The sequence below is a fragment of the Aneurinibacillus thermoaerophilus genome (assembly GCF_900099925.1).
GTDB classification, from domain to species: domain Bacteria; phylum Bacillota; class Bacilli; order Aneurinibacillales; family Aneurinibacillaceae; genus Aneurinibacillus; species Aneurinibacillus thermoaerophilus.
On sequence record NZ_FNDE01000012.1, the window covers coordinates 1 to 25,039 of the forward strand.

25 protein-coding genes are annotated in these 25,039 nt (G+C 45.3%); 3 read left to right on the plus strand and 22 right to left on the minus strand.

What is annotated here, in order from left to right:
* Positions 1 to 107: 107 nt before the first annotated feature.
* The 22 genes from BLR88_RS08025 to BLR88_RS08130 form a co-directional block, all read right to left on the minus strand.
* Positions 108 to 968, minus strand: coding sequence for a M50 family metallopeptidase (locus BLR88_RS08025; protein WP_057897898.1), 861 nt, complete (start codon positions 966 to 968; stop codon positions 108 to 110).
* Positions 961 to 1,806 (minus strand): M23 family metallopeptidase, encoded by an 846-nt coding sequence (locus BLR88_RS08030; RefSeq protein WP_057897897.1) that lies wholly within the window; start codon positions 1,804 to 1,806, stop codon positions 961 to 963. The genes BLR88_RS08025 and BLR88_RS08030 overlap by 8 nt, the downstream gene beginning before the upstream one ends.
* Before the next feature lie 140 nt (positions 1,807 to 1,946).
* Positions 1,947 to 3,083, minus strand: a complete 1,137-nt coding sequence (gene rodA, locus BLR88_RS08035) for a rod shape-determining protein RodA (protein ID WP_057897896.1) — start codon at positions 3,081 to 3,083, stop codon at positions 1,947 to 1,949.
* Between the two features lie 29 nt (positions 3,084 to 3,112).
* A complete protein-coding gene (minD, locus tag BLR88_RS08040; RefSeq protein WP_057897895.1) occupies positions 3,113 to 3,910 on the minus strand; it encodes a septum site-determining protein MinD in 798 nt (265 codons plus the stop codon).
* A gap of 11 nt (positions 3,911 to 3,921) precedes the next feature.
* Entirely contained in the window at positions 3,922 to 4,596 is a 675-nt protein-coding gene (gene minC, locus BLR88_RS08045; protein ID WP_057897894.1) for a septum site-determining protein MinC, read from the minus strand.
* Positions 4,597 to 4,659: 63 nt separating this feature from the next.
* On the minus strand, positions 4,660 to 5,175 hold the full coding sequence (gene mreD / locus BLR88_RS08050) for a rod shape-determining protein MreD (protein ID WP_057897893.1): 516 nt from the start codon (positions 5,173 to 5,175) through the stop codon (positions 4,660 to 4,662).
* A 30-nt stretch (positions 5,176 to 5,205) separates the two neighbouring features.
* Positions 5,206 to 6,111 (minus strand): rod shape-determining protein MreC, encoded by a 906-nt coding sequence (gene mreC, locus BLR88_RS08055; protein ID WP_057897892.1) that lies wholly within the window; start codon positions 6,109 to 6,111, stop codon positions 5,206 to 5,208.
* A 14-nt stretch (positions 6,112 to 6,125) separates the two neighbouring features.
* Positions 6,126 to 7,163 carry a rod shape-determining protein gene (locus BLR88_RS08060; RefSeq protein ID WP_057897891.1) on the minus strand — a complete coding sequence of 346 codons (1,038 nt, stop codon included), beginning with the start codon at positions 7,161 to 7,163 and terminating at the stop codon, positions 6,126 to 6,128.
* Positions 7,164 to 7,267: 104 nt separating this feature from the next.
* Entirely contained in the window at positions 7,268 to 7,981 is a 714-nt protein-coding gene (gene radC / locus BLR88_RS08065; protein WP_091260401.1) for a RadC family protein, read from the minus strand.
* Between the two features lie 90 nt (positions 7,982 to 8,071).
* On the minus strand, positions 8,072 to 8,677 hold the full coding sequence (locus BLR88_RS08070) for a Maf family protein (RefSeq protein ID WP_057897890.1): 606 nt from the start codon (positions 8,675 to 8,677) through the stop codon (positions 8,072 to 8,074).
* A gap of 167 nt (positions 8,678 to 8,844) precedes the next feature.
* Positions 8,845 to 10,044, minus strand: coding sequence for a hypothetical protein (locus BLR88_RS08075; protein ID WP_057897889.1), 1,200 nt, complete (start codon positions 10,042 to 10,044; stop codon positions 8,845 to 8,847).
* A 63-nt stretch (positions 10,045 to 10,107) separates the two neighbouring features.
* Positions 10,108 to 10,878 (minus strand): type 4a pilus biogenesis protein PilO, encoded by a 771-nt coding sequence (gene pilO, locus BLR88_RS08080; RefSeq protein WP_057897888.1) that lies wholly within the window; start codon positions 10,876 to 10,878, stop codon positions 10,108 to 10,110.
* Positions 10,879 to 10,881: 3 nt separating this feature from the next.
* Entirely contained in the window at positions 10,882 to 11,544 is a 663-nt protein-coding gene (locus BLR88_RS08085) for a PilN domain-containing protein (protein WP_057897887.1), read from the minus strand.
* 5 nt (positions 11,545 to 11,549) lie between these two features.
* The gene (gene pilM, locus BLR88_RS08090; protein WP_091260402.1) at positions 11,550 to 12,617 is read right to left on the minus strand and encodes a type IV pilus biogenesis protein PilM; all 1,068 of its coding nucleotides are present in this window, start codon (positions 12,615 to 12,617) and stop codon (positions 11,550 to 11,552) included.
* 34 nt (positions 12,618 to 12,651) lie between these two features.
* Positions 12,652 to 13,410 carry a prepilin peptidase gene (locus tag BLR88_RS08095; protein WP_091260404.1) on the minus strand — a complete coding sequence of 253 codons (759 nt, stop codon included), beginning with the start codon at positions 13,408 to 13,410 and terminating at the stop codon, positions 12,652 to 12,654.
* 92 nt (positions 13,411 to 13,502) lie between these two features.
* Complete coding sequence (locus BLR88_RS08100; RefSeq protein WP_091260406.1) at positions 13,503 to 13,949, minus strand: type II secretion system protein; 447 nt, start codon at positions 13,947 to 13,949, stop codon at positions 13,503 to 13,505.
* Positions 13,950 to 13,973: 24 nt separating this feature from the next.
* Positions 13,974 to 15,182: a type II secretion system F family protein gene (locus BLR88_RS08105; RefSeq protein WP_091260408.1), complete on the minus strand. Its 1,209-nt coding sequence runs from the start codon at positions 15,180 to 15,182 to the stop codon at positions 13,974 to 13,976.
* A complete protein-coding gene (locus BLR88_RS08110; protein WP_057897882.1) occupies positions 15,183 to 16,226 on the minus strand; it encodes a type IV pilus twitching motility protein PilT in 1,044 nt (347 codons plus the stop codon).
* 25 nt (positions 16,227 to 16,251) lie between these two features.
* Entirely contained in the window at positions 16,252 to 17,874 is a 1,623-nt protein-coding gene (gene gspE / locus BLR88_RS08115; RefSeq protein ID WP_091260432.1) for a type II secretion system ATPase GspE, read from the minus strand.
* Between the two features lie 53 nt (positions 17,875 to 17,927).
* Entirely contained in the window at positions 17,928 to 19,451 is a 1,524-nt protein-coding gene (locus BLR88_RS08120) for a VanW family protein (protein ID WP_139184946.1), read from the minus strand.
* Positions 19,452 to 19,488: 37 nt separating this feature from the next.
* Positions 19,489 to 20,352 carry a PRC-barrel domain-containing protein gene (locus BLR88_RS08125; RefSeq protein WP_057897880.1) on the minus strand — a complete coding sequence of 288 codons (864 nt, stop codon included), beginning with the start codon at positions 20,350 to 20,352 and terminating at the stop codon, positions 19,489 to 19,491.
* Positions 20,353 to 20,423: 71 nt separating this feature from the next.
* Complete coding sequence (locus BLR88_RS08130; RefSeq protein ID WP_091260410.1) at positions 20,424 to 21,587, minus strand: Yip1 family protein; 1,164 nt, start codon at positions 21,585 to 21,587, stop codon at positions 20,424 to 20,426.
* 197 nt (positions 21,588 to 21,784) lie between these two features.
* Between BLR88_RS08130 and BLR88_RS08135 the strand changes: the two genes are divergently transcribed.
* From BLR88_RS08135 to BLR88_RS08145, 3 genes are read left to right on the plus strand one after another with little or no spacing between them, the layout of a single operon-like run.
* Positions 21,785 to 22,252 (plus strand): type IV pilus modification PilV family protein, encoded by a 468-nt coding sequence (locus tag BLR88_RS08135; protein ID WP_057897878.1) that lies wholly within the window; start codon positions 21,785 to 21,787, stop codon positions 22,250 to 22,252.
* A gap of 3 nt (positions 22,253 to 22,255) precedes the next feature.
* Positions 22,256 to 23,041 carry a PilW family protein gene (locus BLR88_RS08140; RefSeq protein ID WP_091260412.1) on the plus strand — a complete coding sequence of 262 codons (786 nt, stop codon included), beginning with the start codon at positions 22,256 to 22,258 and terminating at the stop codon, positions 23,039 to 23,041.
* A gap of 7 nt (positions 23,042 to 23,048) precedes the next feature.
* Positions 23,049 to 25,037, plus strand: a complete 1,989-nt coding sequence (locus BLR88_RS08145; protein ID WP_057897876.1) for a hypothetical protein — start codon at positions 23,049 to 23,051, stop codon at positions 25,035 to 25,037.
* The last annotated feature ends 2 nt before the right edge of the window (positions 25,038 to 25,039 follow it).

Sequence of the window (25,039 nt, forward strand, 5' to 3'; positions counted from 1 at the left end):
TTAAGTGCTGCCTTTTTTCGATAAATGAGGCATCTTAATTTCCAATTTCGTAGTTTGAGGAACTTGACATATTACCGCAGGACTTACGCTTTCTTTTCTTCTCAATTTTACCGCAAAAGTTCCTCTACTGCACAATGGGGTGATCGTCCGGAAAAATAATAGGCAAGCAGCACTTTTTCTGAAAATACGGTACCAGAACTAGGCAGCGAGCGTCCGTGCACAATAAAAAATTGGTAAGAATTGCGCTTGATTTTTTTTACTGCCTGAGCGAGCGTGAGCGTAGGTGGTACGGATACTAAACGTTCTATTTCCGGGCCTAATCCTTCCTCTAATTGCGTCTTTCGTGCAAGCAAAAACCTTATAAATTGAACATGACGCTGCCGATACGCCATCCACGCGCTAAACAGCAGATAAAATGCCACCGCCAACCCGTTCAAATGCGGCGATGGTTCAAAAGACAAACTCCACGCAATCAATCCGGCCGCCCCTGCGCCGCTTATATATATCGACCATAGCATCGCCTGGCGGTAAGGCAAAACAAGACTCAAAGCGGTCTGCATTACCCTCCCCCCATCAAGCGGCCAGATAGGAAGCAAATTAAACCCACCAATTAGCAAATTACTGTACACAAAAAAAGCCGTCCAAACAGACGACCATATTTCAAGCTGCATCATCGCCAAGCCGAAAACGATGAGCAACGCATTGACAAGCGGGCCCGCCAGCGCTACGACGAATTCCGCCCCCGGCATCGTATTTCCCCACTCTTCGATCTCCAACACGCCACCAAACGGAAGCAATTCAATACGTTTAACCCGCCATCCATACCAGCGGGCGGCTGTAACATGTCCCAATTCATGCAGTAACACAATGCTAAACAGCGTAATGACCTCCATAAACTGACCGACAAGCAACGCGCCGAGCATAATTAGCCAGAACAGCGGGTGTACATGTAGTGAGATATTATTCAAAATGAACCACATCCTGTGGATTCACGAATTGCCCATTTTTCTTCACTGCGAAATATACCGGCTTAATCAAGTGTCCTTCTTTCGCCGCTTTTCCGATAGTGTGTTGAATCTCCACCCAATCATTTTGCTTTACTTCCACTTCCGCAAGCCCTGCGTACCATGTTTCCATTCCTTTAGCATGCTGGATAATCACCGTGTTGCCTAGCCCTTCTTTTTGGCCCACGAAGGTGACCCATCCTTGATCGACCGCACGGATAGAAGTTTCACCTGGCGTGAAATAAATCCCGCTCCCCTGTTCGGCAAACGTCTGTACGACTTTGCCCGAAGCAGGCGCTTTTAATAGCATATTCTGCGCTCGCAGCACAGGTTGTACTTCGTTGCCAAGACCGCCCACATTTGGCAGCAAGGTGGGCACAGAGCCGAAATTCTTTTCATACCAGGCCGACATACCGGCGAAATCATACGAACGGTGCATAACCTCATTCATTACTGTCCGGTATTTCTCAGCTCCCGGAAAAGAAACATTGTTAATGACATACGCCAAACTAAGCAAAAAAAACGACGCTATAATTTTAATAAATAATTTGTCTCTCCGTTTCACTGTTTTGTGAGACATTCCAAAGCTTAACATAGAACGTGAACTGCTTTCCTTGTGCCCATAGCGCTCCCACGGCTCTTCCCACTCCCGCTGGCGATATATAGGTTCTTTATACACCGGCGGCAACTCGCCACTATCCTCAAAAAAATAAGAAGAATACGTATCTTCCATCTGTTCTCTTAAACGGCGAAGCCTTTCCTCCCTGCGTCGCTTAATGCCATCCATATCAAAACGCGCCATGCTTCCACACCCCTCGCTCCCTTTACCTTTTGTACAAGTGTATGAGGGAGGAAGGAAGGCTATTCCCACTTAAATCTTGTAGAAAGAAGGAAGCGCGCCTGTCCGTTTCGCGGGATGTACAGGCGCGCTTCCCTTCGCACTTATTCAAACATCAATTTTTTCCGCCGCATTCCAATGCTGAGGACAATCCCCATCACAAAAAAGTTCGTCACAAGCGAACTTCCACCATAACTGATAAACGGCAATGGAAGTCCGGTGATCGGCATCAGCTGAATCGTCATCCCGATGTTCTCGAAAATCTGAAACACATACATTCCGATAACCCCGGCAATGACATACATGCCGAATGTATCTTTTGCTTCCATAGCGATGCGGAGCATCCGATAGATAAAGAAGAAATAAATAAAAATCAAAATGCTGGAGCCAATAAAACCTAGTTCCTCAGCGATTACAGTGAACACAAAGTCGCTCTCCCCAACCGGAACCCAACCGTTGCGTGCCTGTGTTCCTTGGTTAATCCCTTTTCCCAGAAGCTGTCCGGAGCCGACAGCTGTCAATGACTGTCTAAGCTGGTAGCCGTCATCCTTGTATTTCGGGTCATAAGGATCCAGCCAAACCTCAATCCTCTTCCATTGATATGGTTTCATAATATGGTCAAAAAAGAAATCCTTATGAAACATAAAAATATAAGCGATTGAAGCAAAAAAAATCGCGCCTAAAAGGCCAAGCATTACGAAATAACGCATAGGAACACCGGCCACGATCAGCATGCAAAACAAAATTCCGATGAATACGAGCGATGTTCCTAAATCCGGCTGAATAAGAATTAACAACAGCGGCACGCCAATCAGCAGAAAAATCGGAAGCATCGCTTTTAGATTATCGATCTTCTCTTCCTGCTCATCCTTTTTGGAGATGTATTTGGCAACCGCGAGAATGGTAAAAATCTTCATCAATTCGGAAGGTTGAAAGTCAAATAGACCAAGCTGGTACCAGCTGTGCGCACCGCTCTTCTCGGGCGTGAACAGTACGCCAATAATAAGCACCAGCCCAATACCGTAAAGCACATAGGCAAGATTGCCGAATGAATGATAATCAAACAAAAGAACGGTGGCCAGAATCAGAAAGCCAATGGCATACCATACTACCTGCTTCCATTCGTAATTGGCGGTTGTTGTCGCGCCGGAAATCCCGATAAAACTAAAGATTCCCAAGCACACCAGAAGCAAAATTAAGAGCCAATCCAAATTCCGTATATATTTTTTTTCAAAATCCATGCTTCATCCTCCGATGCATGCACCACACCTTATCTAATGCCGAATAAACGCTTCACTTTCTTGAAAAATCCTTCTGGCTCATCCATATTTAGAAACGGCACCGAATCGCCCAAAATGCGGCGCGCGATATTGCGGTATGCAAGTCCGGCTTTCGCTTCGTGATTCATTGCGACCGGCTCTTTTAAATTTAAATGCTTGATTACTTCTTCGTCATCCGGCACATATCCGATCGGATCGATCGACAGCATCGCAACCACGTCATCTACATCAATCATATCGCCTGTACGCGTCATATGCGGCCGGATACGGTTTACGATCAAATAGGTGCCTTCCAGGTTTTCCCTCTCTAATAAACCAATGACTCGATCCGCGTCACGAATAGAAGAAACTTCAGGTGTTGTGACAACAATTGCCTTATCGGCGCCGATGACCGCATTTCTGAATCCTTGTTCGATTCCTGCCGGGCAATCAATCAACACGTAATCAAAATCCGCCTTGAGCTGGTCGATAAGTTCTTTTACTTGTTCGGGCGTAACCGCTGATTTATCTTTTGTCTGGGCAGCGGGAAGCAAGTATAATAAATCATCAAAACGCTTATCTTTAATCATCGCCTGATGAAGCTTACAATTTCCTTCCACAACATCCACCAGATCAAAAATGATACGGTTCTCCAGTCCCATCACAAGATCAAGGTTACGCAATCCGATATCAGTATCCACCAGACAAACGCGTTTGCCCAGCTGCGCCAAAGCCGTGCCAATATTGGCCGTTGTCGTCGTTTTGCCGACCCCGCCTTTTCCCGATGTAATCACAATGGCTTCACCCATAAGGATCCCCCCTATATGACAAACCGACCCAATTCAGGCCGGATTTTATGCAATTGATTCATTTTTTCGATCACCAGACGCTCCTCGGCAACATACGCAAATTCCATCCAAGTCAGCTCTTCAGGCTCCCTTCCATCCGAATTACGGTTCACGATCCCGGCGATACGGATTTGTGCGGGAAACATTTCAAACGCGGCAATTACGGATTCCTTGTTGCCGTTGCATCCGGCATGCGCCGTTCCGCGCAACGACCCAAGTACAAAAATATTTCCTGTACACATGACAAGCGCTCCGGGGTTGACATCACCAATCAGCAATAAATCGCCTTCATGACGTATTACCTGTCCAGAACGTACCGTACGCGTATAAATTCGTACCTGGGAGGCCAATTTGTCGCGCAATGCCTCTTCCTTTGTAATTACATCGGATTCAATCGCCTTCACAACTAGATTGCCGCGCATTCTGAGAATGTCCCGAATCTGCTGCTCCTGTTCTTCCGACACATAGCGCATCCCCAACTTAACCGTAATCCCAACGGTAGGGCCGGTCAAAATCCGCTGATGGCTGTTCTCGACTTTCTCTCGTAATTCTTGAAGCAGACTGTCAAACGAACAGGTGTCATCCATGTGAAACACGAGGCCCTCTTTGGTTCCTTTGATCATCACTTTTTGTTTTATTTTCGTCATAGCCAAAGATCCACCCCATATCCTTATTATTCGCTACGAAAGCGAAGGTCTCCTGCACAATGCTTACGTAAGCTCCTCGATCCGCGATTGCTTAAGCAGCTTGCTCATCGGTCGGAAAATGAGTACAGCATACAGCGCATTAACAATAACGGTGGGGATTATCTCTTTCGTGAATAAATGAATCCAGCTCATGTAGACTATATTAAATAAATGATAAATCTCATATACAAGCAACTCGTTTACAAAAATAACGAGCAGCACAGTAAAGAACACAAGCAACCAATTCTGGTGAAAATACCGGGTCGCAAGTCCAGCCAGATATCCCAAAAGCGCTGTTGAAAACGCGTACACACCAATAACCTGAGCATAAACAATATCATAAAGGAGTCCGAAACACAGGCCGAAAAAAAATCCCCTTCTTCTGCCTCCATATAACCCGATAAACACGACCCCCACCAAAACGAAACGAGGGACGATAAGCCAAGGAAGATCCCATACTTCCGAAGCGAACACCTGGGCAATCGTACCTTCAATTAAAAACAGAAAAAACATGACAACGGATATTGCGCCAATTCTCACTTGCCAAGCCCTGCCTTTCTAAAGGTTCCGTTACTTGTTAGCCTTCTTCGCACGTTGTTCTTTTTCCTGCTCTATCGATTCCGGCTTGGCGACAAAATCGCGCTTAACCACGAACACCTGTTCAATCTGATAGAAATTCGCCAACGGAGTGATGCGCGCGGTCTGTGTTAATCCGTAATCTCCCTCCTCGACGGAACTTACACGTCCGATAACTAAGCCCGGTGGCATCACGCCTCCCATACCGGAAGTGGTCACGTATTGACCCGGCACAATCTTCAAATCTTTTGTTTTTGGAATTTTACGCATGATAAGTTCATGCTTTTCTAAGTCATAGCTCTCGATGACTCCGTAAATCGCCTGACTCCCTTGAATCACTGCTGAAATGTGATTTGCCTGTTCGATATCCATCAACAATTCAACCTGCGAAGAAAAATGGGAGACGTTCTTGATGCGCCCGATAAGCGCGCCCTGTGACGATATGACGGCCATATCCGGTTCGATACCATCGTTTTTTCCTTTGCTGATAATCAGCGTGTTGTTCCAGCGATCTGGTGTACGTGCGATGACATCGGCCGCATACCACTTATACCCTCTCAGTTTGTCATCTTTAATATTAATCATGGAACGCAAGCGGGCATTTTCGCGGCGAAGTTCTTCCACTTCCCCCTTCAGCTTCGCGTGCTTATCCAGTTCCGCTTTCAATGCCTTGTTCTCTTCGTATACGTTATAAATGTCCCTAACATCTTGAAAAAAACCGGAAACAAGCATGGTCGGCTTGTAAAAGAGTCCCTGAACAAATGAAACGGAGTCTTTCACCAACCGTTCCGGCCATGTGGGAAAAGGGCGCTCCTTTAACGTAGCACCCATCACCACAATCAGCACAATCAACCCCATGAGTATCGCAATTAACCGCTTATTGCCAAAGAAACTGGACACTCCTCAACACCTGCTTACTTGCGGCTGGAACGCATCGTGATGCCAGATTTTGATTTAAATAAATGAAGATTTTCAAGCGCACGGCCTGTACCAATTGCCACGCAATCAAGAGCATTTTCCGCTACAAGCACAGGCATACCTGTCTCTTCCGCCAGAAGTTTATCCAGATTGCGCAACAGCGCGCCACCGCCAGTCAGTACAATACCGCGATCCATAATATCGGCCGCCAGCTCCGGCGGGCTTTTCTCCAGGGTAATTTTCACCGCGTCCACAATGCTTGTCACGGTCTCACTCAGCGCTTCAGCAATTTCCTCAGCTGTAATTTCGATTGTCTTCGGCAAACCAGAAATCAAATCGCGGCCACGAATATCCATTTTTTCCGGCTGCTCTGGCGGAATGGCGGAACCGATTTCCATCTTCAGCGTTTCCGCTGTCCGCTCCCCGATCATCAAATTATATTTCTTCTTAATATATTGGATAATTGCTTCATCCATTTCATCGCCAGCAACACGGATGGATTTGCTTGTCACAATTCCGCCCAGCGAAATGATCGCTACTTCTGTCGTACCGCCGCCGATATCAACAACCATGCTTCCGGTCGGTTCCCATACAGGAAGATCTGCGCCAATAGCCGCAGCAAACGGCTCCTCAATCGTAAACGCTTCACGCGCACCTGCAAGCTTTGTCGCGTCTTCTACTGCGCGTTTTTCTACCGCAGTAATACCGGAAGGAACGCATACCATCACATTCGGCTTGCGCGAAAACAGGCCACGGTTTTTCTGCGCCTGCTCAATAAAGTAGCGCAACATCGTAGCCGTCGTTTCAAAATCGGCAATAACACCGTCTTTCATAGGACGAACCGCCACAATATTGCCCGGCGTTCTACCGATCATGCTTTTGGCTGAATTCCCTACCGCTTCAATACTCCCGGTATCTGTGCGCAGCGCGACAACAGATGGTTCACGAACAACAATTCCTTTCGACTTCGCATATACAAGCGTATTGGCCGTACCAAGGTCAATACCCATATCTCTATTAAAGCTACCAAACATCGGTGTAATTTCTCCCTTCATGTTAAGCGCATATGTAATCTTGCGACAACAACTATAAAATTATACTGAAACCCTATACTTTTTCAATAAGGAAAAGGATAGCATTATGCTAAATGCCCCTTCTCTTTCATACTGTAAAATCGTCCATCACCAATAATAACGTGATCAAGCAATTCAATGCCAAGAATACGCCCCGCTTCTTGAAGACGACGCGTTACGTCAATATCTTCCCGGCTCGGTGCGGGATCACCACTTGGATGATTATGAAGACAAATCACGGAGGCACTGCTGCGGCGAATCGCTTCTTTGTAGACTTCACGTGGGTGAACAATGGATGAATTCAAGCTTCCAATAAAAATTGTTTCTCTGCCGATAATGTGATTCTTTGTATTGAGGTACAAGCAGACAAAATGTTCTTGTGTGTGGTAACGCAACTCTTCCATCATAACATCGGCGACGTCTTTCGGCGAACGAATGGCAAAACGGTCGGACGGAAGGGCAGTGCTCATGCGTTTTCCCAGCTCAAGACCAGCCATAATCAGCAAAGCTTTTGCCGGACCGATTCCCTTCATCGCGATCAGTTCTTCGAACGAAGCCGATTTTAAACCACGCACCCCTTCAAACCGGTTTAATACCCGGCAGGCAAGCGACATCACCGACTCTTCCGCAGACCCGGTGCGCAAGAGCAGGGCCAGCAATTCCGCGTCAGAAAGCGCGCCTGGCCCTACCCGCATCATCCGTTCCCGCGGCCTGTCTGATTCCGGCATATTTTTCAGCATAGGATAATAGTCTTGAGACAGCATGTCCCTCTGTTGCATATGGACTCCCCCATTCGTAAAAATACGGGGCCATTCCTGCTGCCTTCCTAATGGTGCATCCCCATAGGCATATCCGGCATAGGCGGACGCCTATAGTAATTTTACACCAAATTCTTCCAGAAAGTCACTAACCAATGCGACTGGAAGTCCGACTACAGAAAAATAATCTCCCTCAAGATGGGATACAAGCATCGCTCCATACCCTTGAATACCGTACGCGCCCGCTTTATCCATCGGCTCGCCGGTAGCGATGTAGCGGCGAATCTTATCCGGTGTTAGCTTCCGCATGGTAACTTTCGTAGCCCGGTATCCGCTTTTCTCTCTGCCTGTCGCAGTTTCGACAATACAGACGCCAGTATAAACCGTATGCGTCCTTCCCTGCAGGCTTGACAGCATACGGAACGCTTCTTCTTCATGTCCGGGCTTACCCAGAATGGTATCGTCCAATACCACTATGGTGTCGGAACCGATGACGAGAAACGATTCATTCTCATTGTCCGCAAGCGAAAATGCCACATCTCTAGCCTTGCGCTGTGCAAGAATGGTCACGTACTCCTCAGGGGATACTTCTTCCTCCACCACTTCGCTCGCCACGCTCGGCTGCACGGTAAACGTAAGGCCCAATCCGGCCAGCAATTCTTTGCGCCGAGCAGACGCCGACGCGAGAACAATGGAAGGCTGGTTTGTTTTTGCCAAAGTGATTCACCTGCTCCTACTTGGGTACTGTAAAGATATGCTTCTTCTTCCTTATCGACTTATATCATATTAAGTTTAGCAAAGACCTTTAAGCAGCACAATAACGAAAAGCGAAACGTTTAGTCATGTAAAAACAAACAGAACAGGAAATAAAATCCTGTTCTTTTCTAAAAGGGAGAAGAAGATGCGGCCGGTGTTGCCATCGCTTCCTGCCATTGCTTATAAAAAGCGATAAACCGTAATATTTTTTCCTCTGCCTGCCATAAATATGTCCTGTTCGGCTGGGATGAGAACTGCTGCAATGTGGTGACGGCGGTCGTCATTTCATTTAAAGCACTTTGCAATAATGTTTTCTGTTGCTCAGCAAGTACGGTTGTCAAGCTTCTTCCCTGCTGCAACAACTCCCGGTGTTTGGCCATCATTTTTTGAATGGCGGCCTGCTCGATTTTTCCTGTCTTAAATCCTTCTCCGGTAAGGAGCGACACATTCTGAAACAAATCCGCCTGTGTCTGACCAAAACGCTTGATTTCTTCCATCGTTGAGGATGTTAGCTCCTCCGGTACCGCAACCGTTATTGTTCCCGCAGGCAGACTCTTCTCTTTAATATAAACCTCCTGCTTGTCCGCGCGATACACTTGGGCAAGCGCAAGCGCATCATCCCGCAAAGCGCTAACTCCGAGAAACAGCATTTGTTTGCCCGCTTCTTCCACCATATGCACCGGCCAACCTTTCTCCCGCAAAGCGGCGGCTTCCTGTTCCGCTCCCGCCCTGGTGCTAAACACGCCCCCCTGCACCATATACAAGGACATAACCGGAAGTGTGAGCGTTAAGGATTTTCTCTTGGGCACGGCCGACTGCCCTTGCACGGAAGCTTGCGTGCCTATTTCTGTGCTTGTCCGCCCTGCTGCTCCGTTTTCCCCTTTCTGTGTCAAAGCTACAGACGGCTTTGTCATATCTTCTACGGTTGGCGTCGACCCGGTCGTAAATGTGTGCAAGATAACATAGCCGAACAAAAGCCCGACGGATACAGCGCCTCCGACAACTGCGGACAGTTGAAAAAAATTCCGCGGCGGCTTGAAAGAACGACCTGAGCGCTTTTTGTGTCCGAATAACGGTGTAATGGGCGCACGAAAACCTATACTTTCTACTTCTTCTATTTCCTTATGATTCATCATGCTCTCTGTTACTGCGGCAGCTACAGGCGGAGATAACGGTTCGTTCTGCTCCTCCGCTTTCGCTGGAATAACAGAAACAGGCGAACAATTTAGCTTGATTTTCGGGCGCGACGCAGCAGACGCCTTCACCTCCGATCGGGACAGCTCTTCCCGTGGCCTTATGCGAATCGTATAGTCCGGTCTTTTCTTCATGTGAAGCCTCTCCCTCTCTTGGATAAGTATCGTTACTTTATCCATATGAGGCAGGCTCTTACATTATGAATGGGGTTGTACATCTTCTTTTTCAATAACTGGATATTGTGTCGGGTCCCATTTACCCGACGGCGGGTCTGTATGAACAGAAGGAAGTTTGTCCAGAAGCGATGCATACTGCGGCGCGTAATATCCAGTTAGCTCTAAGTTAGCTTCAATCCCCTTTTCTTTTGGAATTTTGAAATCATCCTCTTGTTTCTGTTTAAACATAAGCTTATCTACACGCAAATACCTGGACATCTGCTGAATCTCAGTAACAAACCTGTAAACGTCTTTATATTCCCCTTTTATGCTCAGCTTAATTTTCATATTCCGAATCGAAGAACGGGGCAAATACTTCTCAAGCTCCGCACGCGTAACTTTTGGCGCTTGTTCTTTCGGTATATCAGCCGTCTTCTCTTCGACTTCTTCAGAGACAATTTCTTTTGCCAGATCCGCCGCGTTTATCTCTTTATTTTCCTCAAACGACGCATCCTCTATCGCTATCTTGCTAATAGACTGCAACTTTCCAAACTCTTTAACCAGCTGCTCATCGTAAGATTTTACCGGAAACAGTTCAGCGATCTGCCGCAATTTCTCCTGCGGTGGGCGCGTATCTGCTTCTTTCTTTTGCTTTGTGGCCAGTTCAAGCTCTGCTTTCTTCTGTTGCAGCTGTATCTCCGCCTCCCGCTTTTGATTTAGTACCGGCATAACATACAAATAATAGAACACAGCTAGCATCAAAAATAATAGAGCCAATCCAAGCAAAACATATTGACGCTGCTTTTCCTCCATTTTCTACTCCCTCTCTCCTGCCTGTTTAGTCGCTCCGCTTTGCTTGTTAGGCGAAGTGTTTTTGCGGAAATTTTTTTCATCTATCGTCTGAGTAATGAATTCAAATCGGGCCTGATAATAAGGGAGAATTTTGCCGCCCATAAGTCGCAGCGAGAGGGAAAGCGGGTTGCCTTTCTCATCTCTAGGTCCAATCCATTCCGTCTTAACTATTGTAATCCTTTTAACATCCGCCTTCATAACGCGCGGTAACTGTTGCACATTATATAAATACGCCGCAATATCCTCATACTGTTCAAAACGGCCTTCTACTTCGATTTTTCCGTCCATATTATAGGAAAGAGACATTACTTTTCCTTGTTCAGGCAATTGGGAAGCCAGTTCATCGAGCAGCAGAGTTGTCGGATAGAATACATGTTGCAGCTTATTAGACAAATCCAGATAATCGTCAACCGTCACAGCTTGTCCCTGCCGTTGTTGCATAGCGCTCAATTGCTTTTCAATCCTTTCTATCTCCGCCTGCATGCTGGCCGTTTCTTTCTTGCCTGTCACATATAACATCCCTAAATATCCGGCTGCTAACAGCCAAAAAACACCGATTATGCTAAACACAACAACCATGCGAGAAACGCTCGTTTTTTTTCGGGGAAGAAGATTAATATCTACCATTTCCGCTACCCTCTCATCGCTAAACCAATCGGAGCCATATACGCTTGAACTTCATCCTGCCCGGTAAAAGGATGGAAAATATGCTCGGCAGGAAACCGCGTAACCTCCGCATGCTTAATATTTTCCTGTAAAATAGAAATTATTTTTTCGATATTTGGAAAATCACCGGTAAGATACATCTTGCTAATGCGTGTACCATCTTTTTTCATATTAAATTCATAAAACGTAAGCACACGTTCCAGTTCTCGTATTAAATCCCTCGCAAATCCGTCAAACATCCCTCTATCTTCCATATATTGAATGAGAGAATAAGACTGCATGCCTCTTTCATCTAATGTAATGTTATAGTTTGTTAAGTCAATCGGGATGTTGCGAACAAACTCCGGAATGTCACCTTTGAAAAAGAAAACATTGACCGAGTGAAGCCCAAGCTGTACAATGATAAATTCTTCTTCCTCAGCCCGGTATTTAGCAAGGACACGATATAGCGCCAGCGGCTCGATTTCTGCCGCAACGAGTTCGATACGCAATACGGAAAACAGTTCAATATATTGATCGACTAAATCTCCCGGTGCAGCAACAACCCAATACTGTTCCTGCTCTTCTTCCGCTTCACCGTTTGGCGCTTGTTCCAATTTGTAATAATCAAAGTACGGGCGCTGGAACGGAACATGAACCGTGGACTCCAGCTCCACTTCCAACAACATCCGCACTTCTTTTTCCGGAACGGGTGGCAAGAGAACTTTCCGGATAAAAACAGAAGAGCTTGGAAGCGAAATGATTGCTTTTTTTCCTTTTAGTCCTTCTTCCTGTACCTTTGTGCTCAATTCACTTTCGATGCGCGCACAGTCAATCAGCTTGCCCCGTTCAATTAAACCGCTATCCAGTTCAAAAAAGCCGGCTTTTTTAATATGAATCGTCTGGGCATCATGGTGTACTTCCGCATACCGCAATCCTCTATCTTCCAGCACCATCCCGATATGGCCGGACTTTTTCCGCAATAAATAAGAAGGGACTTTGAAATCTTTGAGCGAAAATCTGGGGAATGTTATCCTCGGTAACGTTCGTTTCACAGCAATCCCTCTTCCGTCTTTTTGTATCCATGCATTAGTAAAAAAAACTGAAATACCACGCAATCAGATCATAGCCTTTGAACAAAGCAAGCAACGCGCCCAGCGCAATGAACGGCCCGAACGGCACTTTCGTCTTTCGCCCGGCTCCCCGAAATATCATCAGCAATACCCCATAGAACGCCCCGAAAAAGGTAGAAAGAAGAATCGTCAACAGAAGCAAAGGGTAGCCGAGGAAAAGGCCAACAACAGCAAACAACTTAATATCCCCGCCTCCGATGCCGTTTCCTGAAACAATCGCAATTATATAGAAAATGGTAAACCCGAGCACCATGCCGATCAAATGCGAAAGATACGTTTCGTCCGGATGAATAAAGAAACGAAGCACAAGAAACACGAGAAAAAATGGCAGCAGTACTTTATCCGGAATGATCCGGTATGCCAGGTCTGAAACTGTAATGATCACCAGCAAAGAGATAAATAACAAATAGAGCCACGCTACTGGAGTAAAATCATATACAGCGTACACCGCAGCGAATAAAATTCCGGTTGCCAGCTCGATCAGCGGGTATACCGGAGAAATCGGGGCGCGGCAATACCTGCATTTTCCGCGCGCAATCAAATAAGAGAGAATCGGAATTAGATCGATCGGTTTGAGCTGTTTTTTACATGTCGGGCAATGTGACGGCGGAGCAAGCAGCGATTGTTCTTGCGGCACCCGCAACCCGACGACATTGAAAAATGAACCGAAAAGAAGACCGAAAAGAAAAACGAGCAAAAGAATAGCGAAATCCATAGTGCTCCTTTCTTCATGATCCACGTATTTTGGAAAAAACAAGGCTCCGCGCTTTTGTGCGTGCGGAAGCCTTGGAAATTCATGATATATGCCTATTTATTACCGTCCCTTAATATGTCTTGTCGAGTCATGTCTTTAATCTCTTTTTTATCTTTTCCTAATTTAGCTCCTCCTAACGTTATCATAAGATCACCGTTATTATACTTAATTGTACCATTAGTATAAGGTTGGTTCGTTTCTGGATTTATAGGTATAGCATCAAGATATTTTTTACCATTATTTGCATTAGCTTGAGCTAAATCTTCCAACTCTACTTCTTTGTCGACTTGTTCAGGATTATCCAAATAATATAATTTTGCTGCATCAAGTACCATAATCGCATTCGCCTTATGCGTCTTTAATTTCTGATTTTCAATAATGTTTCCAATCGCTGGTACGGCAATGGCCGCAATAATACCAAGAATAACAACAACTGCGAGCAATTCAATCAATGTTAAACCGCGTTGCTCTTTCCACACTTTTTTCATTTGAGTCAGCATGTGTTTTCCTCTCCCTCTTTTCTTTTACTTAATATGTGAATACATTTCAAACATTGGAACCATAATCGATATGACAATGGTTCCGATGAGTACGGCAAGGACAACAATCATAATCGGTTCAATCAACGCCTTCACTTTGTCCACCGTATTTTCCACTTCGGCCTCGTAAAAGTCCGCGACCTTGTCAAGCATCGTCTCCAGCGCCCCCGTCTCTTCACCGATGGCGATCATCCGCGTAACGAGCGGCGGAAACACCCACGACTCTTTCAGCGGTTCGGACAAAGGCCGTCCCTGCCGCAAACTCTCTTTCGCGTCTGCTAACGCCTTGCCTATGATTTGATTATGCATCACCTCCTCCACGATTGTTAAAGCTTGCAAAATGGGCACCGAACTAGAAAAAAGCGTACTCAACGTACGGCTCATTCGGGCCAGCAACCCCTTCTGGTATAATGAACCAAAAATAGGGACTTTCAACTTGAGATAACTTGTGACTTTCTGCCCATATTCCATTTTTACTAAAATAAGAGAAAAAATGGATAATAAAAGCATGGTAATAGTATAAATGTACCAATAATGCACTAAACTATTGCTTACTGCCAGCACGAACTTCGTAATCGCAGGCAACTCAGCATTCAAGCTTTGAAACATCCCAACAAAAGTAGGAACGACGCTTGTAAGCAAATAAACGGTAACCCCTATCGCCAGCACAAGCAGGACGAGCGGGTATGTCATCGCTGATTTTACTTTTTCCTTCGTATAATGAGACTTCTCATAAAACAGCGCCAAACGCTCCAGAATGACTTCCATATTTCCGGAGGCTTCACCGGCTTTTACCATGCTCAAAAACAATGGCTCAAAAATTTTTGAGTGTTTCGCCGCCGCCTCGGACAATTGAATCCCATTGCGAATATCCGATTTAATGTCTTCTAATGCTTTCCGAAATTGCTTATTTTCCGTTTGGGCAGCCAGCGTATGCAGCGAATCCACCAATCCGACGCCAGCGCGGATGAGGGTCGCAAATTGCCGCAAAAACACGACAAAATCACGATTTTTTACAGGACGGCCAAACGTAATCTCTTTATGCAAAATCGTTTTTTTCTCTTCTTTCACAGCCAGCACAATCAGGCCACGCTTTTTGAGTTCGGCAATGGCCGCACTTTGGGTCGCCGCAGTAATCGTCCCCTTTTTCTTTTTGCCACCACGTTCCCTTGCTTCATAAGCGAACGTTGTCATCTACTCCAGCACCTTTTCATTCATATAGTTCTGTGCCGACTCTTTCATAATAATGCCCCTTGTGATCAAATCTTTAATAGACATCTCCAGCGTATGCATACCAAAATCGCGTCCCGTCTGCATCATGCTGCGAATCTGATGCACTTTTTCCATCCGAATTAAATTGCTGACTGCGGGTGTATTAATCAAAATTTCCGTTGCCGCGATACGTCCGCCGCCAATCTTGGCAAACAGCCTCTGTGAAATTACGCTAAGCAAAACGGAAGACAACTGAATGCGCATCTGCGTCTGCTGGTTGCCAGGAAACACGTCAATAATGCGATCGATCGTCTGCGGTGCGTCCGGTGTATGCAGTGTAGCAAACACCAGGTGCCCGGTTTCAGCTGCGGTGATCGCCGTACTGATCGTTTCCAGATCGCGCATCTCGCCCACCAGAATAACATCCGGGTCTTGACGGAGCGAGGCGCGAAGACCTGTGGCAAAATCAGCAGTATCAAAGCCGATCTCCCGCTGATTAATAATCGAGAGCTTATGCCGGTGTAAATATTCAATAGGGTCTTCCAATGTAATAATATGTTTGCGCATCGTGCGGTTGATATAATCGATCATCGCCGCCAGCGTCGTCGATTTCCCGCTGCCTGTCGGCCCGGTTACAATAATCAGCCCCTGCGGTTTATGACAAAGCTTTTCTAAAACTTTCGGCATGTTTAGCGATTCTAGCGTTGGAATTTGCGTCGGAATGACCCGGAAGACAAGACCGACGCTTTTCCGCTGATGGTACGCATTCACGCGAAACCGGGAAACTCCCGGTAAACCATAAGAAAAGTCAGCTTCTCCCTTTTCCTTAAACCGGGTAAAAAGCTCCTCGCCCATTACCTCTCTAGCGATCGCTTCCGTAGCCGACGGCATTAATGGCTCCATATCAAGTCTGTACAATTCGCCATCCATGCGAAAGATCGGAGCGGATCCGGCAGTAATATGTAAATCGGAGGCTCTTTTTTCAAAGGCGTATCGCAATAACTTCGCAATATCAATTGCGGACATCCCTATCACCCCTTATACCATCTTGCTATTCCCGCGTCGTAATGCGATACAGCTCTTCAAGCGTCGTTAATCCCTGCTTGACTTTCAGCAGCCCGTCATCAAACAGCAAAATCATGCCATGCTGCAACGCGTATTTTTTGTATTCTGACGCCGGCATTTGCCGCACGATCATCCGGCGCAACGTATCATCCATTCGGAAAACTTCATGAATGGCGAGCCGTCCCCGGTACCCGCTGGAATTACAGCTGCCGCAACCTGTTCCACGCCACAGCTGTTCGATGGTTAACCCCCGTCTAGCAAACACCTCTTTTTCATCTTCCCGCGGCGCATAGCTTTGTTTGCAATGCGGACACACCCGGCGTACAAGCCGCTGCGCAAGGATACCATTTATAGAAGAAGCAATAAGAAATGGAGGAATTCCCATATCAACCAAACGGGTAATGCTGCTAACCGCATCATTCGTGTGAAGCGTACTGAGTACAAGATGCCCGGTCAACGCCGCCCTGATAGCAATTTCAGCTGTTTCCGTATCGCGAATCTCACCAACCATAATGATGTCAGGGTCTTGACGAAGAATCGACCGCAAAGCGGAGGCAAACGTCATACCGATACTCGTATTTACTTGTACCTGATTAATTCCTTCCAACTGGTACTCAACCGGATCTTCAACGGTAATAATATTAACCGTATCGTTATTCAAGTGATTAAGCGCCGCATAAAGGGTGGATGATTTTCCGCTGCCCGTCGGTCCGGTTACAAGCAAGATCCCATTTGGGCGGCTGATCAGATCGCGAAAAACAGCCAAATTACGCTTCGTAAGTCCAAGCTTATCCAGTTCAAGCAACGCGGTTGTCGTATCCAACAAACGCATCACAATTTTCTCCCCGTACACCGTCGGAAGCGTGGATACCCGTACATCAATCGCCTTAAGCCCTACGTGCATTTCGATTCTGCCATCCTGAGGCAAGCGGCGCTCCGCAATATTAAGGTTGGACATAATTTTAATTCGCGCAGTCAAAATGCCCATCATATGACGTGGGAGCATGCGCTCCGTCCGCATCACGCCATCAATCCGGTAGCGGATTTTGATCCCCTCCTCCTGAGGATCAATATGGATGTCGCTCGCCCGTAACTGTATCGCCTGTTCAAACATCTGAGTAACGAGTCTGACGATCGGAGAATCTTCGGCCGATAATTCTTCTTCTTCTACCGTCATATGGCCGCTTATATCATCCATCAGCTCTTTTACCGAATCCTGCATGCCATATATTCGGCTGATGGCACGCTGTACCTCTTCTTTTGTGGCAATGACAGGAACAATCATGCAGCCGGTGCTGATCCGCATTTCGTCAATCGCAAAATAGTCGAGCGGATCAACCATAGCCACGGTCAGTTGATCTCCGTCGCGTTTTAAAGGAACGACCTGATAACGCCTTGCGATTTCTTCAGATAATAGGCCTGATAAGGCCGGTTCTAACTTATAACGATAAAGACTCACATGGGGAATACCAAGTTGAAACTCAAGAATTTCGATAAGCTGCTGCTCATTTATGAATCCCTTTTTTAGAAGAACATCGCCTAATTTCATCTTTGTATTTTTCTGTTCTTCTAGCGCCTCTTGCAACTGCGCTTCGGAAATGATCCGCATTTCAATCAAAATATCGCCCAGCCGCTTTTTCTCCAAGTTCCTCCCTCCTGCATTTAATCCAAAATATAAACGTTCCCCTGCTGTTCCGACTGCTCTTTATTCTGACCATTCGGCTTTTCAGTTTTATTCTTTTGCTCGCCTGCTGAAGAACTGGCGGTATCCTGCCTTTCCGCTGTGTTCTTCTTGTCTGCTTGCTCCGTTTCAAGCGCCATTCCCTCATAAACCGGGCCAAATGCTACGATGTTGTGCAACGGCCTATAATAATCATCCGACAATAGCTCAGTCTTTAGGCTTCCATCCTCTTTATAACAGGAAACAAACACTTTAACCCTGAGCCCTGCTTTACCGCGTCGAATGATTTTTTCTGCTCTTGGAGGTAGCGTATTATCGCTGCGAACAATCGTTTCCGGAGCGATCTGCTCCTCTTCTTTTGCCTCAATGGTAACAGGAGGAACCGGCTTGGCTCCAAAAATAGCAATCCTAAGCTGCCGGTTTTTAATTTCTGCATGAATGTAAATCGGTTGCTTCATCCGATTCACAAAGCGCAAATCAAATTCTTTCCCTCTGACAAAAGCATCATATCCTGCCGGAATAAACTCAACCGGGCGCACATTATTGTGTCGTTCGATGATCGGCAGACCGCTCTTGACCGCTGCAATATATAAAGTAGACGCAACTTGCACCGCTCCTCCCGCAACACCGTCTTGCACGTTTTCATCCTTAAGAATGGGAACAGATAAATACCCTTTTCCTTCTGTATAAGGACCTGCTGTTTGGTAAAAAGAGAAGGTTTGATCCGGCAACAGTACGGTTCCATTAATGAGCCGAACAGCCTGCTCCGCATTCAAAAGACGATTAGGTACGGAAGGGGAAATGGTGGTGCTATACTCAGCCAGCATTACTTTAATATCTTTTACAGTTTCTTTTGTTATCTTGGGTATATCTTTTTCTACGACAAGCGGAACGCGCAAATGCCGGCTTTGCCTTTGCAATTCATCATCAATCGCAGAAACCGTCTGCGGCACATCCACTTTATATCCCTCTACTTCCGGGACAATCGTAATTTTTGTTTCGGACACTTTCGCCGTAGCAGGTACGGCCGGTCGGTCTACATTTTTCGCAATCTCCGTGATCATGTCCGTCAATTTTTCCCGATTAAACGTTACGCGCAAAGGCAATTCAGGTGAAGGCGCTGTCCCGCGCCATCGCTTCCACATGCCCCATATGCCTGACCGTTCCTCAGATGCTTTGCGGGCTTCCAAAAGCGAGCCAGGCACATCATACTTGACGTTGATATCCTTTAATAAAACAGGAAAGGATTTTCCGTCTATCGTTACCTGAAGCGATCCCCCTGCCCTTGTTTGCAAGAAGCTATTCAGCTTTGCCTCAGCTTCCGTAAACGTAAGACCGCTAATATCAACTCCCGCGATCGTGATTCCTGGGGAAAATGTTTCCGCCTTCGGCTTACTTTTCCATCCCCCTGATAAATAAAAGGCTCCTCCGCTAAACAAGAGAGCAGGTGTCGCTATCAGCAAAAAAGCAAACAAAAATCGTAAGTTATGTATTCGCTGGAGCATTTCCGCTCCATCCTCCTCCCTCACTCCTTCGCCTCTTTTACTCAGCAAGTTTCAACGTTAATTCAAAAAGCTTGTTTCTGCCAAGCTGCTTTACTTGCTCCATAACTTCGGCTGTAATAACGTCCCCTTTCGCAAGCAGGAGTTTCCCCTGTTCATCATATAAATCTGTTGTCAGCCTCTTGCCTGTTAAATTGGGCAAATTTTTGAAAAGAGGAAGCGGCTGCTCCTTTGCCATCCATTCCTTTTCAAACGGTATTTCTTTCTTGATCGTACCTTCTTCCTGTGTCACAGTGTCCCCTGCCACTTGTTGTTCTTCCTTCACAAATGATTGTTCGTCACTTATTAAGGTTTTTTCTTCCCTTCCAAATGGATGTTCTTCACTGATTAAGGGTTGTTCTTCACCTGCAAACTGTTGCTCATCCAACAGATTGGCGTTGCTTTCTTCTTTCACAACCAGAATTTCTTTTCCAATCGTAATAATAAACGCTGAAGCTAATACGCCCGGTTCATTCCCTTCTTTTTCAACAACATATCCTTCAATCTTTCCGTTCTCCTTATTTACGTAATACTCCGTCACCGTTCCTAAAAGCTGGCCTGCTGTTGTAATGACTTTGCTATCAATAATCTGGATGCCTTTCGCTTTTAATTCGTTGGCCAACGTATCTTCGGATAGGTCGATTACAGACGATTCGTTCTCCGTCATCACGGCGTAATCGCCCAATCCTCCCACATGAGCGAACGGAAGCACCTTGATCCCCAGCGTCCAACGTTCATTATGAACAGTCAAAAAGTCAACAACCCCGGACGCCGGATTCACTAGAAGATTCTTCACCTTTCCAATTTCTTTACCATCCATAATGCTAATAATAGGCATCCCGATTAATTCCTGGCTTCGTTTCATTGGCTTTGCACTCCTTTTCATACGTTTATCTATTTGTTTATCCCAACATGAATGGCAGCAGGGATGAACGTTTAAAACTGATACTTGTTCTCCTCTGTTTCCAGCGAACGAAGCTTCGTTTCAAAGTAATGAATTTGTTGCATAATGTCAGCTTTGTACTTGCTGCGCTGTTCCTCTTCCAGCTCCGCCTTTTCCAGTTCAAGCAACAAACTTTGTAGTTCCTGAATGCTCTGTCCATACAGCCCCATTTCATGCAATACTTTGATGTAATCTTCCATAATCATCAACCTGGCGGCAAAAGGTATCTTGTAAGCCAATGCCTTTTTTAAGCTCTGCAAAGCATTTTCATGCTTTCCTTCTGCCAGCTCCGTATGTGCTGCAAGAAAATGCCGTTCCACTTCTTCCATCTCTTGCGCTTTTTGCTCCACATGTTCCGCCGAAAAAACTGCAAGGACATCATCTGCCAGTTGGCAATCTCCCTCTTCGCCATCATGTTCTTCGTTTCTCTCGGACACCTCTAACGCATCACTTGCTGTTTCTTCCTTATTGGTCTCCTCCAAAGGAAGCTCTAACAAGAAATCATTTTGTTGTTGCTGTTCACTCTCCTCTTCAGCCGCCTCTCTTAAAACAGAATAGTATAGCTCTTCTTCGCGCGAAGCGTCCGGGCGAGCGTCTTCGAGCCCTGTCGGCTCGCTATCCGCCATTTCTGTCTCATTCTCAGCAAAATGGTAAAGAGGATTATCCTCATTCGCTACCTGAAAAGAGTGTGCCTCTTCTTTCCCTGTTTCCTCCATGTTTCGCATATTGTTCATCTCCCTCTCCTCCTTCTTTTCAACTGTAGCCAAATCATTCTCCCCTCCCTTTTCTTTTGCTCTATCTTCTGCTCTATCTTCATCCTGAAATATGGATTCTACCATAAGAGGCGTTTCATCCGTCTCCTTAACACTGTGATGCTCACTAACACTTTCCTCTATCAATGAATCATGCTGCTCTTTTTCTTTGTAAATCTGAAAGAAAAACGAAAGAATCAAAGCGCCTGCTGTCAAAACGAGAAAACCTATCACAAACCCAAACAGGAAAACGATGAAAGGCGCAATCATACCAAGTGCAATCGCACCGTAAAATAAACCTGCCGGTTTTCCCGCGAGATAAACCTTTCTCTTTATGAAAACATAAAACAAAAAAGCAAAAAAAACATAGATAAGATAATATCCCCATACCCAAGATAATTCCATGAAATCACCAAAATGATCGTTTTTTACTATTTACTTCTACAAACTATTATCAATATAGTACAATATTCCAGAGAAGAAAAGTATTTTTATGAACAAATTTACAAATTTATCATAATTTCTATTTGAAACCAGCATATGTTCTTGCTATGCAGAGGGATTCACCAAAATTATCATCGTATATCGGGGGATAAAGAAAGATGGAGCGATTTTCGGATGAGAAAGGAATAACTTTGCTTGAAGTGCTCGCCGCGATTGTCATATTTTCTATTTGTCTATTGCTCTTTAACGTATATTTTGTCAATAGTTTTTCCACCGTTAAAAGACAAGACTCGCAGCTCGTTGCCATGAATATCGCAAGACAGGTGGCAGAACAATGGAAGACGGGAAACGGCTCGCTTGAGCTCGGAACAGACACGCTTCGCTCTACATATAAAGACATCCATGCACACAAGAATGATTGGCTTGATGACAAAGGAATGCCTGTTGAACGCCAGCTATCTACCGTTACACTGAATGGCATTACGTATCAGCCATCCATAACGATTGAACCTTTCGAGGAAAACGATCAGCTTTATATCATTAAAGTTACGATCAAAAAACAAAATGATGACAAGGTATTAGCGACGCTGCACACTGCTATTGCCAATCCGCAGAAAGGAGAATAATCAATGTCTCTGTTTCGCAAGTTTGTCCATCAGAAAATTTTCAATGAACGTGGCGTAACTCTTGTAGAGCTGCTAGTGGCGGTTGGCATTTTTCTTGCTATCATTCTTCCACTGTCCTCCATATATATATCTGGTATTTCACTTTATGACCGTACACGCATTGAAACGGATTTACAAAATGAAACAGATTTTATTCTTTCAAACATTTTAAATACAGTGCAGGATGCTTCTTATTTCGAATTACCTAATGACTCGTTCGATCCAACAAGGCACAACACATTGGTCGCTATTTTTAAAAATTCATTGGCTGGTAAAAGCTTGCTTCCGCCTGAAGATGAAGGCAAGAGCCGGGATGGATTGATTACGTATGATTTGAAGCTTGCCTACGATACCGAAACAAAAAAGCAACAATCGATGCTAAAACGAACGTTCTATCAATTCCCACAACTCTCAAGCGGCGATTCACAAAGTAACCCAAACATAACAAACGATTCAAATAACGTCTGGAAAACATTTAAACATGATGAAGGGTATGTTGTTGGCGGATTGTTTACAGTGACCGAACATAATGACAAGCTGACCATTTATCTTGTCGTCGCACCGAAAGGAAAGAGTGGAACGATTCGCAATGGGCAAAAAGCTGAATTTACCGATCTGAATGATGTATTGCATGAATTAAACCGGTTACAAACGGAGCGGAAGTCACTCGCTTCAAGCGATAACGAACCTTTGCATTTCATCCGTTTCGTGAAAACCGAGTTTGCTGTCAACAATATGAAGAATGGGTGAGGCTGTAATGAAAAAAGTTAAGGAGGAACAAGGGGGCGCCCTGTTAACAGTTTTTTTTATTTTAATTTGTTTCGCCATACTTGGTTTATCAATTATGAGCGTTACGCTTCAATCGAGCAAAGTTCGCACATTTACTGACAACGAAATCAAGGGGAAAATGCTGGCGGAAATCGGACTGCTCTATTTTCGGGAAACGCTGGAAAAAGAGCTGGCTCAAGCGCAAAAGGAAGGCGCTTTTGAAAAAAACACAAGCCATCCTGTAAGACAGGCGCTCGAGAACCCGCGTGATGATGATAAGATAATAGAGATCATAAACAAAATAGCTAAGAAAAATGATTTGCTAGATTCTAACAAACCAGAAGAATCTATTAAAAAATATGTATATATCCCGCTACCACAGCAAGAAGAAGGCGGGTTTGCCATCGGATATACCGCTTATGCTGCTATACCGTACAAAGATAAATTCGCCGAACCGAGTCAACCATACTCGCGAAAAATTACTGTCTCTATTATTGGCATTCCGCCGGGGAGCGCTGTTATGCAAAAGGATGGAACGGTTCAACCGAACGGCCAAAAGCTAGAAAACATAACAGCCACGTTTTATATTAATACCGTTCCCGGCCCATTCCATTATGCGATCAGCACGCCGGGAGAGGTACGCTTTTTCGGAGGAAGCAACATTATCGGAAACGTACGGGCGAACAAAGTACTCACTAGCCAGCAATACCGATATAAAAAAGAAAACAATTGGTACAGCGGAGGGGACGAGACAAACAAAACGTACATCGAGGGAAAAGTATTCCTTACCGATCAGGACGATGCAGGTGTCTATGATGTAACCAATTACCCGAAAGAAACGGATTCACCTGAAAAAGAAAACATTCCACCGGTGGATAAAGCGGAACGAAAAACGACCAAAAACGAGCTAAAAGCCAAGCAAATCTTTATGCCACAGGGGGACATTCCTTCTCATATCGTTGATTTGCAAGCTAAGCAGCCTTTTCTGCCCGGTTGGGAGCCGCCTGTCATCGAAATCGTAGAGGATGAGTCTTTGTCTCTATTTCATAATGAGACAGTTGGTGAATATATAAACAGGAAACTAGCAGAACGAAAAGAGGGCGCACCGGAGCCTGATGAAGTGGTAGATGAAACATCATTGTCTTCCGAAGAAGAAGGGGACGGTTTACGCAAAATAGATGAAAAGAAGCTAAAGGAGCGGATGTTCATTGAATCAAGACAGCCTAAGCCCAATGATCCGGAAATCGAGGCTCCTTCCTTAACCGTCCGGCTTACGGGAAAAACCCTTTACGACTATAACGTTTCAGAATTATTCATTGTTCCGCAAAATCCTTCCGAACATAAAGTCACAGTCGAAATGGGAAAAAAAGGGCAATTTTCAGATGAGCCAACAAAAGAAGGGGAACCTTTCACATATAAAGGCACGATTTACATTCAGGGAGATCTGGATATTGTTAATGATATTGATATGACAGGTACGATTTATGTTGACGGCAATGTCACAATTCGTGAAGCGACAAATCAGAAGAAGACAAATCAGGGAACACAAAATTTGGCCATTATCGCTTCCGGAAAAGTTATCCTGACAAACCGTTATGAGGGAAAACCGATAGCAACACCTGACATTGACCTGTCCGCCTTTTTATATTCGGATTTTTCCTTACCTGAAACCGATGCCACAGATAGCAACAAAGCAGAAAAAGGAATGGAAATTTACTCTGTGGAATCGGTAAACCGTATTAAAGGCGGAATCGGAACAAGCGGAGGCTATATTGAATTAAATACAAAACGGGAAGGAGAGGCAGAAGAGCTCGCTTCTCACTTGAGCATTCAATTTAACCGGGGAATTTTTGAACAGGAAACACCTGGATTGCCTGCGGGAGACACTTTCTTTATCGACATATATGACACACAATATAAACAAATTGCAGGAAATGAGCACATCGACATAATGAGCAAAAACGGAGGCAGCCGATAACG

Coding starts and splice junctions, on each gene's coding strand:
- BLR88_RS08030 (WP_057897897.1), bottom strand. CDS start 1,806: ATGGCGCGTTTTGATATGGATGGCATTAAGCGACGCAGGGAGGAAAGG.
- rodA (WP_057897896.1), bottom strand. CDS start 3,083: ATGGATTTTGAAAAAAAATATATACGGAATTTGGATTGGCTCTTAATT.
- minD (WP_057897895.1), bottom strand. CDS start 3,910: ATGGGTGAAGCCATTGTGATTACATCGGGAAAAGGCGGGGTCGGCAAA.
- minC (WP_057897894.1), bottom strand. CDS start 4,596: ATGACGAAAATAAAACAAAAAGTGATGATCAAAGGAACCAAAGAGGGC.
- BLR88_RS08060 (WP_057897891.1), bottom strand. CDS start 7,163: ATGTTTGGTAGCTTTAATAGAGATATGGGTATTGACCTTGGTACGGCC.
- radC (WP_091260401.1), bottom strand. CDS start 7,981: ATGCAACAGAGGGACATGCTGTCTCAAGACTATTATCCTATGCTGAAA.
- BLR88_RS08075 (WP_057897889.1), bottom strand. CDS start 10,044: ATGAAGAAAAGACCGGACTATACGATTCGCATAAGGCCACGGGAAGAG.
- pilO (WP_057897888.1), bottom strand. CDS start 10,878: ATGGAGGAAAAGCAGCGTCAATATGTTTTGCTTGGATTGGCTCTATTA.
- BLR88_RS08085 (WP_057897887.1), bottom strand. CDS start 11,544: ATGGTAGATATTAATCTTCTTCCCCGAAAAAAAACGAGCGTTTCTCGC.
- BLR88_RS08095 (WP_091260404.1), bottom strand. CDS start 13,410: ATGGATTTCGCTATTCTTTTGCTCGTTTTTCTTTTCGGTCTTCTTTTC.
- BLR88_RS08100 (WP_091260406.1), bottom strand. CDS start 13,949: ATGCTGACTCAAATGAAAAAAGTGTGGAAAGAGCAACGCGGTTTAACA.
- BLR88_RS08105 (WP_091260408.1), bottom strand. CDS start 15,182: ATGACAACGTTCGCTTATGAAGCAAGGGAACGTGGTGGCAAAAAGAAA.
- BLR88_RS08110 (WP_057897882.1), bottom strand. CDS start 16,226: ATGTCCGCAATTGATATTGCGAAGTTATTGCGATACGCCTTTGAAAAA.
- gspE (WP_091260432.1), bottom strand. CDS start 17,874: ATGCGGATCATTTCCGAAGCGCAGTTGCAAGAGGCGCTAGAAGAACAG.
- BLR88_RS08120 (WP_139184946.1), bottom strand. CDS start 19,451: ATGCTCCAGCGAATACATAACTTACGATTTTTGTTTGCTTTTTTGCTG.
- BLR88_RS08125 (WP_057897880.1), bottom strand. CDS start 20,352: ATGAAACGAAGCCAGGAATTAATCGGGATGCCTATTATTAGCATTATG.
- BLR88_RS08130 (WP_091260410.1), bottom strand. CDS start 21,587: ATGGAATTATCTTGGGTATGGGGATATTATCTTATCTATGTTTTTTTT.
- BLR88_RS08135 (WP_057897878.1), top strand. CDS start 21,785: ATGGAGCGATTTTCGGATGAGAAAGGAATAACTTTGCTTGAAGTGCTC.
- BLR88_RS08140 (WP_091260412.1), top strand. CDS start 22,256: ATGTCTCTGTTTCGCAAGTTTGTCCATCAGAAAATTTTCAATGAACGT.
- BLR88_RS08145 (WP_057897876.1), top strand. CDS start 23,049: ATGAAAAAAGTTAAGGAGGAACAAGGGGGCGCCCTGTTAACAGTTTTT.